The 14,574-nt window shown below is 58.5% G+C and carries 16 protein-coding genes; 13 read left to right on the forward strand and 3 right to left on the reverse strand.

Annotated features, from left to right (window positions below):
* Positions 1 to 10: 10 nt before the first annotated feature.
* Together A1355_RS01405 and A1355_RS01410 are read left to right on the forward strand one after the other, a co-directional pair.
* Positions 11 to 1,582 carry an alkaline phosphatase D family protein gene (locus A1355_RS01405; RefSeq protein WP_064024229.1) on the forward strand — a complete coding sequence of 524 codons (1,572 nt, stop codon included), beginning with the start codon at positions 11 to 13 and terminating at the stop codon, positions 1,580 to 1,582.
* A 40-nt stretch (positions 1,583 to 1,622) separates the two neighbouring features.
* Positions 1,623 to 2,864: a glycerophosphodiester phosphodiesterase gene (locus A1355_RS01410; protein ID WP_231883512.1), complete on the forward strand. Its 1,242-nt coding sequence runs from the start codon at positions 1,623 to 1,625 to the stop codon at positions 2,862 to 2,864.
* 214 nt (positions 2,865 to 3,078) lie between these two features.
* On the opposite strand, the gene A1355_RS01415 is transcribed toward A1355_RS01410, so the two are convergent.
* The gene (locus A1355_RS01415; RefSeq protein ID WP_064024231.1) at positions 3,079 to 3,867 is read right to left on the reverse strand and encodes a PEP-CTERM/exosortase system-associated acyltransferase; all 789 of its coding nucleotides are present in this window, start codon (positions 3,865 to 3,867) and stop codon (positions 3,079 to 3,081) included.
* Between the two features lie 273 nt (positions 3,868 to 4,140).
* Between A1355_RS01415 and A1355_RS01420 the strand changes: the two genes are divergently transcribed.
* Entirely contained in the window at positions 4,141 to 5,451 is a 1,311-nt protein-coding gene (locus A1355_RS01420; protein ID WP_231883513.1) for a D-alanyl-D-alanine carboxypeptidase family protein, read from the forward strand.
* Between the two features lie 36 nt (positions 5,452 to 5,487).
* Here the strand turns inward: A1355_RS01420 and A1355_RS01425 are convergent, their stop codons facing one another.
* A complete protein-coding gene (locus tag A1355_RS01425) occupies positions 5,488 to 5,700 on the reverse strand; it encodes a SlyX family protein (protein ID WP_064024233.1) in 213 nt (70 codons plus the stop codon).
* Between the two features lie 119 nt (positions 5,701 to 5,819).
* Between A1355_RS01425 and A1355_RS01430 the strand changes: the two genes are divergently transcribed.
* Genes A1355_RS01430 through A1355_RS01445 form a run of 4 tightly spaced genes read left to right on the forward strand, consistent with a single transcriptional unit; the run spans position 5,820 to position 8,526 of the window.
* The gene (locus A1355_RS01430) at positions 5,820 to 6,122 is read left to right on the forward strand and encodes a DUF6763 family protein (protein ID WP_064024235.1); all 303 of its coding nucleotides are present in this window, start codon (positions 5,820 to 5,822) and stop codon (positions 6,120 to 6,122) included.
* A 13-nt stretch (positions 6,123 to 6,135) separates the two neighbouring features.
* Entirely contained in the window at positions 6,136 to 6,984 is an 849-nt protein-coding gene (locus tag A1355_RS01435; RefSeq protein WP_064024237.1) for a hypothetical protein, read from the forward strand.
* A 13-nt stretch (positions 6,985 to 6,997) separates the two neighbouring features.
* The gene (metA, locus tag A1355_RS01440) at positions 6,998 to 8,062 is read left to right on the forward strand and encodes a homoserine O-succinyltransferase MetA (RefSeq protein ID WP_064024240.1); all 1,065 of its coding nucleotides are present in this window, start codon (positions 6,998 to 7,000) and stop codon (positions 8,060 to 8,062) included.
* Complete coding sequence (locus tag A1355_RS01445) at positions 8,062 to 8,526, forward strand: nucleoside deaminase (protein ID WP_064024243.1); 465 nt, start codon at positions 8,062 to 8,064, stop codon at positions 8,524 to 8,526. Before metA ends, A1355_RS01445 begins: the two co-directional genes overlap by 1 nt.
* On the opposite strand, the gene A1355_RS01450 is transcribed toward A1355_RS01445, so the two are convergent.
* The gene (locus A1355_RS01450; RefSeq protein WP_064024245.1) at positions 8,520 to 8,966 is read right to left on the reverse strand and encodes a hypothetical protein; all 447 of its coding nucleotides are present in this window, start codon (positions 8,964 to 8,966) and stop codon (positions 8,520 to 8,522) included. The two genes, A1355_RS01445 and A1355_RS01450, sit on opposite strands and share 7 nt — an antisense overlap.
* 214 nt (positions 8,967 to 9,180) lie before the next feature.
* Between A1355_RS01450 and hslV the strand changes: the two genes are divergently transcribed.
* The 6 genes from hslV to ubiB all read left to right on the forward strand — a co-directional run bounded on the left by hslV (position 9,181) and on the right by ubiB (position 14,514).
* Entirely contained in the window at positions 9,181 to 9,750 is a 570-nt protein-coding gene (hslV, locus tag A1355_RS01455; protein ID WP_064024247.1) for an ATP-dependent protease subunit HslV, read from the forward strand.
* Entirely contained in the window at positions 9,747 to 11,066 is a 1,320-nt protein-coding gene (gene hslU / locus A1355_RS01460; RefSeq protein ID WP_064024249.1) for an ATP-dependent protease ATPase subunit HslU, read from the forward strand. The genes hslV and hslU overlap by 4 nt, the downstream gene beginning before the upstream one ends.
* Before the next feature lie 3 nt (positions 11,067 to 11,069).
* Positions 11,070 to 11,459: a gamma-butyrobetaine hydroxylase-like domain-containing protein gene (locus A1355_RS01465; protein WP_064024251.1), complete on the forward strand. Its 390-nt coding sequence runs from the start codon at positions 11,070 to 11,072 to the stop codon at positions 11,457 to 11,459.
* An 8-nt stretch (positions 11,460 to 11,467) separates the two neighbouring features.
* The gene (ubiE, locus tag A1355_RS01470; RefSeq protein WP_064024253.1) at positions 11,468 to 12,217 is read left to right on the forward strand and encodes a bifunctional demethylmenaquinone methyltransferase/2-methoxy-6-polyprenyl-1,4-benzoquinol methylase UbiE; all 750 of its coding nucleotides are present in this window, start codon (positions 11,468 to 11,470) and stop codon (positions 12,215 to 12,217) included.
* A gap of 72 nt (positions 12,218 to 12,289) precedes the next feature.
* Entirely contained in the window at positions 12,290 to 12,934 is a 645-nt protein-coding gene (locus tag A1355_RS01475) for a ubiquinone biosynthesis accessory factor UbiJ (protein ID WP_064024255.1), read from the forward strand.
* A gap of 11 nt (positions 12,935 to 12,945) precedes the next feature.
* Positions 12,946 to 14,514 carry a ubiquinone biosynthesis regulatory protein kinase UbiB gene (gene ubiB, locus A1355_RS01480; protein ID WP_064024257.1) on the forward strand — a complete coding sequence of 523 codons (1,569 nt, stop codon included), beginning with the start codon at positions 12,946 to 12,948 and terminating at the stop codon, positions 14,512 to 14,514.
* Positions 14,515 to 14,574 lie beyond the last annotated feature (60 nt).

A 14,574-nucleotide genomic window follows, 5' to 3' on the forward strand; every position in this document is an offset into this window, starting at 1 on the left:
GGAATTAAGCATGCGTAAATTAAGCAGATTTACCCGTATCGCCGGCCAATCGGCGCTGCTGGCGGCCATTGCCGCTTTAACAAACCCGGCTTGCGCGGTGGACGCTCCGCAAATGCCGCAAGGCATCCAATTCGGCGATCCGCTGCCGGGCAGAACCGTGGTGTGGAGCCGTGCCGACCGCCCGGCCCGGATGTTCGTGCAATATGCGTTCGATGCCGACTTCACCAATCCGGTGACGATTCGCGGCCCCTACGCAACGCCGGAATCCGATTTCACCGCCCGCCAGGATTTGGTCGATCTGCCGGCCGGCCAAGACGTTTACGTCAAGGTCTGGTTCGAAGACTTGACCAACGCTCGCAATGCCAGCGCGGCGGTGACCGGGCATTTCCACACGATAGGCAAACGCGACAACATCCGCTTTGTGTGGGGCGGCGACATCGCCGGCCAGGGCTGGGGCATCAACGAAAGCTTCGGCGGCATGAAAATCTACGAAGCAATGCGCCAAGTCCATCCGCAGTTTTTCATCGAAAGCGGCGACAGCGTGTATTCCGACGGCCCGATCAAGGACAGCGTGGTCGCCGAGAACGGCCAAGTCTGGACCAATCTGGTCACGCCGGAAGTGTCCAAAGTGGCCGAAACGCTGGACGAGTTTCGCGGCCGTTACAAATACAATCTGCTGGACGCCAATCTGCGCCGCTTTAACGCCGAAGTACCGCAAATCTGGCAATGGGACGACCACGAAGTGGTCAACAACTGGTCGGATGCCAAGGACCTGAGCAACGACGCGCGCTATACCATCAAGGATATTCCGACCCTGATCGCCCACGCCACCCAAGCCTTCCACGAATACGCGCCGCTACGCCCGCACGGTGCGGAAGAATCCGACCGGGTTTACCGAAAATTGTCTTACGGCAAGTTGCTGGAGGTATTCGTCTTGGACATGCGCAGCTACCGGGGTCCGAACACCGCCAATCTGCAAACGTCCGAAAGCGAGGAAACCGCATTCTTGGGCGAGGAACAACTGGCTCGCTTGGAAGAAGCCTTGGCTAGCTCCGAAGCAACCTGGAAAATCATTTCGGCCGACATGCCGCTTGGTTTAAACATCGGCGACGGCACTTTGCCGGACGGCACGCCGCGCTGGGAAGCGGTCGCTAACGGCAACAACGGTCCGGCCGCCGGCCGCGAGCTGGAAATCGCCCGCTTGCTGAGCTTTATCAAACACGCGCACGTCAAAAACGTAGTGTGGCTGACCGCCGACGTGCATTACGCCGCCGCGCACTATTACGACCCCAGCAAGGCCGCCAGCAAAGATTTCGCGCCGTTCTGGGAATTCGTCGCCGGCCCGCTGAACGCGGGCTCGTTTGGCCCGAACAGCACCGACGGCACCTTCGGCCCGCAAGTGGTGTTCAGCAAGGCGCCACCGGCCGGCCAAGTCAACTTGTCCCCGTACGCTGGCTTGCAGTTCTTCGGTCAAGTCGATATCGACCAACGCAGCCGAGCCCTGCGGGTGGCGTTGAAAGACATCAACGGCGCGACGGTGTTCAGCAAAGTACTGCCCGCCGACGGCGAACGCCGCGATTAATTTCCTAGGAAGCTCACCTTTCCTTAACTAAGGAGCCAACATGTTTAAAATGCTTTACAACCTGCCGGCGGCGGCCGTTTCCCTGGCTATATTGACTGGGCCCGGCACCGCCGCCGCCCATTCCTATCACCGAGATCACGGCACCATGCAAACCAGCCCCCTCGTCATCGGCCATCGCGGTGCCGCCGGTTACCGGCCGGAGCACACGCTGGCGGGCTATACGCTGGCAATCGAGATGGGCGTCGATTTCATCGAGCCCGATTTGGTGTTGACCAAGGACGGCCAGATGATCGCCCGCCACGAGCCGATGATAGGCGGCACCACCGACGTGGCCAATCACCCGGAATTCTCCGGCCGCAAAACCAAGCGGATGGTGGATGGTGTCGAATACGAAGACTGGTTTGCCAGCGACTTTACGTTGGCCGAGATCAAAACCCTGCGCGCCAGGGAACGTTTACCGCAAACGCGGCCGGCCAACACCGCCTACGACGGCCTGTATGAAATTCCGACACTGGAAGAAGTCATCGCGCTGGCCAAGCAAAAAAGCCGGGAAACCGGCCGGACCATCGGCATTTATCCGGAAATCAAGCATTCCACCTATCACGCCGACTTGAAAGCCGCCAACCGCCGGCCGCTGTTCGGCCGGAATTTCTTCGAAAACAAGTTGTTGGCCAAATTGCACGCCGCCTACGGCGACAGCGCCTGCGCGCCGGTGTTCATCCAATCCTTCGAAGTCGGCAATCTGCAATATCTGAGCAGGAAAACCGACATTCGCTTGGTGCAGTTGATCGACGCCGACGATGTCAATGCCGATGGTTCGCTGTCGCTGGTTCCGCCTTACAAACAGCCTTACGATTTCGTCAAAGCCGGCGACCCGCGCACTTTTGCGGATTTGTTAAGCGAAACCGGCCTGGATTTCGTTAAGTCCTATGCCGACGCAATCGGCCCATGGAAACCTTATCTGGTGAAAACGGTGGCCGATGGCGTGGACCGTACCGGCGACGGTAGCATAGACCTTCACGACCGCCGAGTGGACGGCAGTACCGGCGTACTGGAAATGGCGCACGACAAGGGTTTGCAGGTGCATAGCTGGACCTTCCGCAACGACTCCGGCGGTTACGGTTTCGCGGACCCGCAACAGGAAATGAGCTACTACTTCGATTTAGGCGTGGATGGCTTGTTCACCGACTTCCCGGACACCGGCGTGGCGGCTCGCGATGCCTCGGCGGCCGCCGACTCGACCTTTAGTCAATGCCGCCGCGGCCGGCATCGCGAGGATTGATTCCGCTTGACCACGGTTTCGCCAAGCCGGCGGTGGTTGATACGGAAAAGCCAGGCGCGCAAACCCAGTTTGCACGTCTGGCGCCCTGTTTGCCGAATGGCTCGAGCAAGCCGGAACGCTCAAGGACTAACGCCGTGACTAGCGCTGCGGCACTCTTCTGTCGATGATCGGCAACCGAGTTGCCGGTCTATCGATTTCCGCCGTTATAGTTTTTCTAATAGCGCGGCTGAATATAGGAAACCGAGCCGATCTGGCGTAGCGGCCTGCGCAGATAGCCATAGGCGGCGAATTCGTCGTTCAGCTCGGAGTAGCGCAGAAAATCGCGCTTGTAGTCGTGTTCCCATATCGGGTTTTTCAGGATATGCGCCACGCTCAATCGATACGCGGTACGCACGCCGTTCAACCCGCAAGGTTCGGCGATCTGAGTCATTTCAAAGCCTTCGCGCTTGACCGCATGCGCCAACGACGGCGTGACCAGGATGTACCAGTCTCTGATTCCGGTTTGCCGGCAATACACGACGGCCGCCCGATATAAACCCCACATCACGCTACGGCTCAAGTTTTTATAATCTTGCAGGAAACTGACACGCCGATCGACTTCGCCGTTGGCCAACACCTTGGCCGGCCGCCTGTGCAAGTTTAAGCGCCGCGCTTCCCGCAGCACGCACAGCCTGGAAATTTCCACCGAGTTGCGGTATTGATTCACCGACAGAGGCTGGTAGGGGGTGCAGCGATCCTCGAGCGGAAACCGATAGCCTCTCGGCTTGACCAACCGCATGGCTCCCAGCCAACAGCCGCTATCGCGATGGCGGACCAAAAAATGGACGGCGTTTTCATCCCAATAATCCTTCTCCAATCTATCGGGAAACCGCTCCTTGTCTTCGTAGCCCATTTCATCGCAATACACCCGAAACCGGAGGTTGTAATGGATTTCCAGACTCTCGGGCGTATCAGCCAGAAACACATCAAAACTATTGTCAAAATAACGTTTTTCTTCAATCAAGCGACACCATCCCGACGACTATAGATCCCTTGCTGCCCAGACTGTTTGTCAAATAGCAGCCCCGAGCTTAGATAATATAACAATTTTAAGCATTTACAAACCGCAATTGCCCTTTTGTTCAAGCAAAAAACCGGCTAAGCTTGCCCAAAAAAATTCCAGAATATTTGGTCACCGATTCGAAAATAAGCCTTTTTTGAAAACGATTATTCTGATTAAATAATCCAGTCAAAACCTTACACCACCTACTTGGAGCAAAGTAAGAACTTGAGTACCGTGCCGCGCCTAAACCTGGCCCTCGCCTCAATCGCCTGCCTGCTGCTGCACGGTTCGCCGGCCGCCGCCCGTTACGCGGCCATTGTCATCGATGCCGATACGGGCAGAGTCGTTCACGAAACCGACTCCACGCATCGCTGGTATCCTGCCTCGCTGACCAAGGTCATGACGATTTACATGACGTTCTCGGCGATAGAATCCGGTCACCTGCACCTGAACGACACAGTCACGGTATCCCGACACGCTTCGCTGCAACCCAGCTCCAAGTTGGGCTTGCGCCAAGGCCAAAACCTGACCGTCGAGCAGGCCATCATGGCGGTAACGACCCGCTCGGCCAACGACGCGGCGGTGGTGCTGGCAGAGCATCTGGGCGGTACCGAAAGCAATTTCGCGGCGATGATGACCCAAACGGCGCATCGGCTGGGCATGTATAACAGTTCGTTTCAGAACGCCAGCGGCCTGCCGGACGACGGCCAGATCAGCAGCGCTCGCGATTTAGCCTTGTTGTCCGCCGCATTGATCCGCGATTTTCCGCAGCACTACCGTTTTTTCTCGGCGACCGAATTTCACTACAAGGGCCGGGTGCTGCCGAATACCAACCGGATTCTGAAAAGCTATCCGGATGCCGACGGCCTGAAGACCGGTTTTACTTGCGGTTCCGGCTACAACCTGATCGCCTCCGCCAAACGCAACGGCCATCGCTTGATAGGCGTGTTGTTGGGGGCGCACAGTAGTGCCGAACGCTTCCAACAAATGGAAAACCTGCTGGACCTGGGCTTTACCAACAGTGCCAGCGGCTTGTACGGCAGCCACATCAGCCAACTGCAAGACGGCGGCGGCGCGCCGCCGCCGTTCCAGTTGTCTTCCAATCGTTGCGCCGGTAGCGCCGAGCAGATGGGCGCCGACTCCGGCAGCAACCGTTACGAGCCGATTCGGATCAATCCCGGCCATTCGGAACGCGGCAAGGCCGTTAAGGAAATCCGCGCGGCCAGCGTCAAAAGCCATTCCAGCGAGCGCGCCTGGTCGGTCGCGATGGGCAATTTCGCGCGCAAGATCGACGCCGACGTCAATCTGAAACGCGCCAGGAGCGCGCTCGGCCCGCTAGCCAAAGCCGGCCAAGCTCGTATCGTCCGCCAAAAATTCAAGGGCGGCGTGTTTTGGAAAACCGTTTGGACCGGGCTGGCGCAAGACGACAGCCGCGATTTCTGCCGGCGACTGCATTCTAAAAATCTGGATTGCACGGCATTGCCGCCATCCGCCAAATCGGTCGCTAGCGCCGAAACGCCGCGTCGGCACGTCAAGGCCGGCTAAACGGCGCGAGCACAGCCCGGCCGGATGCCGGCCGGTTCAATAATGCGGCGGACGCTCGTCCGCCTGCGCTCCGCCGCCATCGTTAATAGCATGTCCCAGGCTTTTGATCTTGTCGTGCAATAACTTGCAAGTTTCTTCCAGTTTACCGATCTGGATTTGTTGACCGGCCACCACCTGATTCAGGGCCTGTATCAGGTCTTCCTGATACGCCTGCCTGATCTCCAATTCGATGATTCTATCCACGTTCATGATCTGTACCGACCAAGAGTAAATCGCCATTCTAACCGAATTCGCCGGCGACTCGGCTCGCACAGTCTCGGCAAACTCGCTATCATTGGGCGGGTCAACCACTTAGCGAGGACGCAACGATGACTACTATCGCAGACCCGGTGATCGGCCGTTGGTATAAAGACTTGGAAAGCAACCTCACCTTCAAGGTCGTCGCCATCGAAGGCAACGACGACAACATCGAAGTCCAATACGCCAATGGCGATCTGGGCGAATACGACAACGAAAGTTGGTACAACTCGACGATAGACTATATCGAAGACCCCGAAGATTGGAGCGCGCCGTTCGACGACCTGGAAGCCGACGATCTCGGCTATACCGATCCCGATCGCCACGCCCGCCCGGACTCGGAAGATTTGGATATCAGCGATTTTTTGGATTAAGCAATCACCTTTTATGAAAATGACCGCCCAACAATTCTTGGACTGGGAATCCAAGAGCATCACGCTGCTGGCCATGTCCGGCGCGGGCAAGACTACCTTGTCCAACAAACTGCCCAAGGACAAATGGTTCCACTATTCCGGAGACTACCGGATCGGCACCAAGTACTTGGAAGAACCCATCCTGGACAACATCAAACAGCAGGCGATGGGCGTGCCGTTTTTGCGCGAGCTGCTTAAATCGGACTCGATCTACATCTGCAACAATATTACCGTCGATAATCTGGCGCCGGTATCGAGTTTCCTGGGCAAAATCGGCGATCCGGCCAAGGGCGGCCTGACGCTGGCCGAATTCAAGCGCCGGCAGGCACTACACCATCAGGCCGAAATCGCGGCGATGAACGACGTGCCGGATTTCATTCATAAGGCCGAAGCGATTTACGGCTACAAACATTTTTTGAACGACGCAGGCGGTAGCGTCTGCGAACTCGATTGCCCCGAGGTTCTCGAAACGCTGGCCGAGCACACGCTGATCGTTTACATCCAGATTCCGCCGGCGCTGGAGCAAACCATCATCGACCGGGCCAAGCAAGATCCGAAACCGCTCTACTACCGCCCCGAATTCGTCGATGCCAAGCTAGCCCGATTCATGAGCGAACGCGGTTACGCCTCGACCGACCAAATTCCGCCGGACGACTTCGTCACTTGGGTATTTCCGGAGCTGTTCAAGGCCCGCGTGCCGCGCTACGAAGCGATTGCCGCCCAATACGGCTACACGGTCAGCGCCGACGAAACGGCCCGGATTCAAAGCGAGCAAGATTTCATCGAATTGATCGCCGCGGCCATCGACCGCCAGAGCGCATGAGGCCTCTACCGCAATGCCGCTAGTTGCCCATACCGATTTGCCGACCTTCGGCCGTCTGCGCGACGAAGGCGAAGAAATCCTCAGTCCGGCGCGCGCGCTAGGCCAATCCATCCGCGAATTGCATATCGGCCTGCTCAACATCATGCCCGATGCCGCGCTGGAAGCCACCGAACGCCAGTTTTTCCGGCTGGTCGGCGCTTGCAATCAGATTGCCCAATTTCACGTTCATCCATTCACGATTGCCGGCCTCGAACGCGGCCCTGAAGCGCTGGCTCATATCGAGCGCTATTACGAATCCTTCGAGCAAATCAAGCGCGACGGCCTGGATGCATTGATCATCAGCGGCGCCAACGTCACCCACGACCACTTGCAGGACGAAGCATTTTGGGGACCGTTAACCGAAGTCTTCGAATGGGCCAAGCAAAACGTCACGTCGGTCCTGTGCTCCTGCCTCGCCACCCATGCCTTGATCCAACACTGCTACGGCGTCGAGCGCACCCGCCTGCCGGCCAAACGCTGGGGCGTGTTCTCGCACAAGGTCGTCGACCGCCGTCATCCGTTGGTGGCCGAAATCAACACCCGCTTCGACGTACCGCACTCGCGCTACAACGAAGTCTTTCAAGCGGACATGGCAAAACACGGATTGAAAGTGTTGGTGGCCAGCGATCAGGCGGGCGTACATCTGGCGGTCAGTCCGGACGGCTTCCGTATCGTATTCTTCCAAGGCCATCCGGAATACGACGACATCAGCCTGCTGAAGGAATACAAGCGCGAGGTACTGCGGTTTTACCGCACGGAACGCGACGATTACCCGCCGTTTCCGGAAAACTACTTCGACCCGGCGACGCAACGCCTACTGTCCGAGTACGAAGCGGAGGTCAAGGCCGCCCGGCACGGCGCCAGACCGCTAAAAGCCCTGCCCGAGGAGGAGATACTCGGCCATTTGGACATTACGTGGCGCGACTCCGCCAAGGCGGTGTTCAACAATTGGCTGGGCAAGGTTTACCAAATCACCAACGAAGACCGGCGTTTGCCGTTCATGACCGGCATCGACCCGGACAACCCGTTGGGCCTCTAATGGACGCCGGCTTTTTACAGCAAGCGGTGGATTTGGCCACCGCCAATGTCGAACAAGGCGGCGGACCGTTCGGCGCGCTGATCGTTCGGAACGGCCGAGTCATCGCCGCCAGCGGCAATCGGGTGACCGCCGACCTGGACCCGAGCGCTCACGCCGAAGTCGCGGCAATCCGTCTGGCCTGCCGAGCGCTCGGCGACTTTCAACTGACCGACTGCACGCTCTACACCAGTTGCGAACCCTGTCCGATGTGCTTGGGCGCGATTTATTGGGCGCGACTAAAGGCGGTGTATTACGCCTGTGACCGCCACGACGCAGCCCAAGCCGGTTTCGACGACGGCTTTATCTACGACGAAATCGGCAAGGCCGCCGAGCAACGCCAAATCGCAATGCGCCGACTGCCGCTGGCGGAACCCGATCTGCCGTTCCGCCGTTGGCAGGCCAAAACCGACAAAATCCGCTATTGAGCGGCCGGCGCCACCGCCGTTTTCGCGGGCGCCTCGGCCCCCTTGATTTTCAGCAGCCAACCATCCTGACCCAGGCAACCGCTAGCGATGGTCTTGCTTTCGGCGGCTTTCGCGGTGACGTGTATCCTGGCAAACCCGCCGCTCAGCGCCGGTAAAGTCGTATTGACCAGATAGAAGGTCTTTTTATTGACAACATCCACTTTCATTTTCTCGCCACGCGCCTCGGCGGTGATCGTAAACGGGTCGGCGTTGGGCGAAACGTGAAACGACAACGGCACGCCCGGTGCCACTTCCGCCATGTGCGCGGGCTCGAAGTCCCGAAATTTGGGTTTTTTACATTGCTGTTTTTCTTCTTCGTCGGGCGTTACCGCCGCTACCGCGCCCGAAAAGAACACCGCGCACAGCAAGGCCGCGCGTTTCCAGCCTGATGAACCTCTCATGTTGATCCCCTTGTTGTTATTCTAATGATCGAAAGCCGTCCCGGCCGCCGCTCTACGGCAGCGTTATCGGCACCACCTATCCGGCCGCCTCACTTTAATCAGTTTCGCCCGATAGTTCAACGCTTGGCCGGCCGGCGAGCCCCAGCAAACTTCTCCCCATCGCAATCCAGAACATGTAAAATCCTCGGCTTTCCCCGTTCCGTTGATTGAAAACATGACGAGTTTCGAAGGTACCACCATATTGTCCGTGCGGCGCGGCGACAAAGTCGTGATCGGCGGCGACGGCCAGGTCACGCTGGGCAACACCGTGATGAAGGCCAACGCCCGCAAGGTGCGCCGGCTTTACCACGACAAGGTGATAGGCGGTTTTGCCGGCGCCACCGCCGACGCCTTTACCCTGTTCGAACATTTCGAAGGCAAGCTTGAAAAACACCGCGGCAATCTGACCCGCGCCGCCGTCGAAATGGCCAAGGATTGGCGCACCGATCGAGCGCTGCGTAAGCTGGAAGCCTTGTTGATCATCGCGGATAGCAAAACCACCCTGGTCATTTCCGGCACCGGCGACGTGATCGAACCGGAATACGATTTCATCGCGATCGGCTCCGGCGGCGCGTTCGCGCAAAGCGCGGCCCGCGCCTTGTACGAGAACACCGAACTCGGCGCCCGCGACATCGTCGAGAAATCGCTGCACATCGCCGGCGACATCTGTATCTACACCAACCACAATTTACGCATCGAAGAATTGGACGCCGAAGCCAAACCGGCGGAGCAAGAACAACCATGAGTCAAATGACCCCGAGAGAAATCGTCAGCGAACTGGACAAGCACATCGTCGGCCAGGCCGACGCCAAGCGCTCGGTCGCTATCGCGCTACGTAACCGCTGGCGCCGCGGCCAAGTAGACGCCGGCATGCGCGAGGAAATCACTCCGAAAAATATTCTGATGATAGGCCCCACCGGCGTCGGCAAGACCGAAATCGCCCGCCGCCTAGCCCGCTTGGCCAACGCCCCCTTCATTAAAATAGAAGCCACCAAGTTTACCGAGGTCGGTTACGTCGGCCGCGACGTGGAATCCATCATCCGCGATCTGGTGGACACCGCCGTCAAAATGACTCGCGTCGCGGCAATGGAAAAAGTGCAAAACCGCGCCGCCGACGCCGCCGAAGACAAGGTGCTGGACATTCTGCTGCCGCGCGCCGAGGGCGGCATGCTGTCGGAAACCGAGGAATCCACCCGCCAGAAAATGCGTAAAAAACTGCGCGAAGGCGATCTCGACGACAAGGAAATTCAAGTCGATGTCGCGGCGCCGTCGGTGGGTGTCGAGATCATGGCGCCGCCGGGTATGGAAGAAATGACCAATCAGTTACAGGGCATGTTTCAAAACCTGAACAGCGGCCGCACCAAGACCCGCAAATTGAAAATCAAGGACGCGCTGAAACTGCTACAGGAAGAAGAAGCCGGCAAACTGGTCAACGAGGAAGACATTAAGCAAACGGCGCTACAAGCCGTCGAGCAAAACGGCATCGTGTTTCTGGACGAGATCGACAAGATTTGCAAACGCGGCGAAATCGGCGGCGGCGAAGTCTCCCGCGAAGGCGTGCAGCGCGACTTGCTGCCGCTGGTCGAAGGCAGCACGGTCAGCACCAAATACGGCATGATCAAGACCGACCACGTGCTGTTCATCGCATCCGGAGCCTTTCATTTGACCAAACCGTCAGACCTGATTCCAGAGTTGCAAGGCCGTTTTCCGATCCGGGTCGAACTGAGCGCGCTTAGCGCCGAAGACTTCGTCCGCATCCTAACCGAGCCCAACGCCTCGCTGACCGAGCAATATCAGGCGCTACTCAAAACCGAAGGCGTGGACGTGCAATTTACCGCCGACGGCATCCGCCGCATCGCCGAACTGGGCTGGCAGGTCAACGAAAAAACCGAGAACATCGGCGCCCGCCGCTTGCACACGATCTTGGAGAAGTTGCTGGAGGACGTGTCCTTCAACGCCCCGGACCTGCCGGAAAAAACCGTGACCATCGACGCCGCCTACGTCAACGCCCATTTGCTGGAACTGGCCGACGACGAAGACCTCAGCCGCTATATCTTATAAGCCATGCGTATCGAAATTCCGCCCTGCCACCACGTCCCGACCGAAATCAAGCTGCACCAGGTCTCGGGTATACTGGAAATCCATTTCGACGACGGCAGCATCTTCGAAATGCCGGCCGAATACCTGCGCGTCTACACCCAGTCGGCCGAAGCGGTCGGTCACGGCCCCGGCCAGGAAACCCTGCAAACAGGCAAGGAGGACGTTGCCATCACCGACATCCTGCCGGTCGGCAATTACGCGGTCAAACTGGTATTCAGCGACGGCCACGATACCGGCATTTACAGTTGGGACTTGTTGTACAAACTGGGTTCGGACTTTCCGCTGCTCTGGTCGCAATATCTCGAAGAACTCCAAGCCGCCGGCATTAGCCGCCGCTCGCCCATTACTCATTAAACGCCACCATGACTAACGACAACACTACCCATTTCGGCTTCAAACAAGTACCGGTCTCGGAAAAAGTCGCGATGGTACGCGGCGTGTTCGATTCGGTCGCCAACAACTACGATCTGATGAACGATCTGATGTCGTTCGGCATTCACCGGATCTGGAAGCGGGTCGCGGTACAACTGGCCAATGTGCGCGAAGGCGATAAAATACTGGATCTGGCCGGCGGCACCGGCGATTTGACGATGCTGTACGAGAAACGGGTCGGCGCCAAGGGCCAAGTGGTATTGGCCGACATCAACGCCGAGATGCTGCGCAACGGTCGCGAACGTCTGGTCAACAAAGGTCTGGCCGGCAATATCCGTTACGCCCAGGTCAACGCCGAATGCCTGCCCTTCGCCGACAATACCTTCGATTGCGTGACGATAGGTTTCGGCTTGCGCAACGTCACCGACAAGGACGCCGCGCTGCGTTCGATGTACCGAGTCTTGAAACCGGGCGGCCGGGTCATCGTACTGGAATTTTCCCATCCGACCGATCCGATTACCGAAAAGGTTTACGACTTTTATTCGTTCAATCTGCTGCCCAAAATCGGCGCGGTCGTCGCCAAGGACGAGGAAAGCTACCGCTATCTGGCCGAATCCATCCGGATGCACCCGAAGCAGGACGAACTAAAACAAATGATGGAAAACGCCGGTCTGGAGCGCTGCGAATATTTCAATATGACCCAGGGTATCGTCGCGGTGCACCGGGGCTACAAGTTTTAAGCGCCGCGGCTTCCATCGACCCCGGATGGTAGCGCGCGATTGTCCGCAACAGCTCCGATCGACGAACGGCTAATGGCGAACGATTTTCTGCAAGTCAAACCCCTGCTGGTAGCCGCGCTGGAAACCGCGTTGAACCAGTATCTGGTGCTGGACGACCACCTCGAAGACTATCTGGCGCCGATGGCCGGCAAGGTCATCGCGTTGCGCATTCAGCCCTTCGGCGCCGAACTGTTCCTGTGTCCCGGCACCCGGCGCATCCAGATTCTGGAGAGTTACGCCGGCGAACCCGATGCCAGTTTGAGCGGCTCGCTGGCCGCTCTGGGCCTGATGGGCTTGAGCGCCACGCCCATGCGCTCGCTGTTTCGCGGCGAAGTCAAACTGGCCGGCGATACCCAACTGGCCCGCAAGCTGCAGCGCTTGTTCGAAAAACTGGACATCGCCTGGGAAGCCAAGTTGGCCCGCTACGCCGGCGCCGACCTGGCCCACCGCCTGGCCGGCTGGGTGCGCGGCGGCCGCGCTTGGTCGCGGCAGAGCCTGACCACGTTTAAACTCAATCTGGAGGAATTTCTCCAGGAAGAAACCCGCGAACTGCCGGCCAAACCGGAAGCCGAACGAGTCTTTCAAGACATCGACCAATTGCGTTTGGACACCGACCGGCTGACCGCTCGCCTCGACCGGCTGGCCGCCGCCCTCACTCCACCCACCGAACCCCGTTAAAAGGACTGCTTGTGATTCGTCCCAAAACCCTGATGCGCCTGATTCATATCAATTGGGTGATGATGTTCCACGGTCTGGACGAAATCGTGTTGAAAACCCGCTTGTTCCGGGCCATCCGCTTTCTGGCCTATTGCTCGCCCAACTACTGGCTGGGCCGCACCACGCTGCCCCGCGGCGTCCGCATCCGCAAAACGCTGGAAGACCTGGGGCCGATCTACGTCAAATTCGGCCAAACCCTGTCCACCCGCAAAGACTTGCTGCCGGAAGACATCGCCGAGGAGCTGGTCAAGCTCCAGGATAAGGTGCCGCCCTTTCCGGCCGAAACGGCCCGGAAAATCATCGAGCAGCAACTCGGCCAAACCCTGGGCGAAGCTTTCGCCGAATTCAATCCGACGCCGCTGGCCTCGGCCTCGGTCGCCCAAGTGCATACCGCGCGATTGCACAGCGGCGAGCAAGTCATCGTCAAGGTGTTGCGCCCGGACATCGCCGGCAAGATTCACTCGGACGTCGCGCTGCTGTTCGAATTCGCCAAACTGGCCGAGCGCTTCTGGCCGGATGCCCGCCGCCTGCGCGCCGTCGAAATCGTCGCCGAGTTCGAGAAAACCATACTCGACGAACTGGACCTGGTCCGCGAAGCCGCCAACGCCAGCGCGATCCGCAGCAATTTCAAAAACTCCGAGTTGCTCTACATTCCGGAAATCCACTGGCCGCTGACCCGCCGCAAAGTGCTGGTGATGGAACGCATCTACGGTATTCCGGTCGGCGACATCGACGCCTTGCGCAAGGGCGACGCCGATTTCAAGAAACTGGCTGAACGCGGCGTGGAAATCTTCTTTACTCAGGTATTCCGCGACAATTTCTTTCATGCCGACATGCACCCCGGCAATATTTTCGTGCAACTGCCGGACAAATATCTGGCCGTCGATTTCGGCATCGTCGGCAGTCTGTCCGATACCGACCAACGCTATCTGGCCGAAAATTTCCTGGCCTTTTTCAACCACGATTACCGGCGGGTCGCGCAAATGCACATCGAGTCCGGCTGGGTGCCGAGCACGACTCGGGTCGAGGAATTCGAAGCGGCCATCCGCGCCGTCTGCGAACCCATCTTCGAAAAGCCGCTGAAAGACATTTCCTTCGGCCTGTTGTTGCTCAGACTGTTCCAGACCGCGCGCCGCTTCGACATGGTGGTTCAACCGCAACTGGTACTGCTGCAAAAAACCTTGTTGAATATCGAAGGCCTGGGCCGGCAGCTCTACCCCGAGCTGGACCTGTGGCAAACCGCCAAACCCTTCCTGGAAAACTGGTTCAAGGAACGGATGGGGCCCAGCGCCAAGCTCAAGGAATTGCTGGCCAAGCTCCCGGAAATCACCGAGCAACTGCCGGAAATCCCTAACCTGGTGTTGCACGCATTGCAAAGCACCGCCCAGATGCAGCAACAAATCCAGCACCACCAGCGCGAAATGGTATTGCTGCGCAAACAGCTCAAATCCAACAATCGCCGTTCGCTGTGGGCCATTTTGACCGCCGCCGCGATGATCAGCGCCGCGCTGATCCTCCAACTGCCCGGTCTCAACTACTGACCGCAATCCGCGCCCGACACCGCGTAACACCCACTGAAGAAGGGTGTCGTAAAAGCCCCT

Origin of the sequence: Methylomonas koyamae (genome assembly GCF_001644025.1) — a bacterium.
Lineage (GTDB): Bacteria > Pseudomonadota > Gammaproteobacteria > Methylococcales > Methylomonadaceae > Methylomonas > Methylomonas koyamae_A.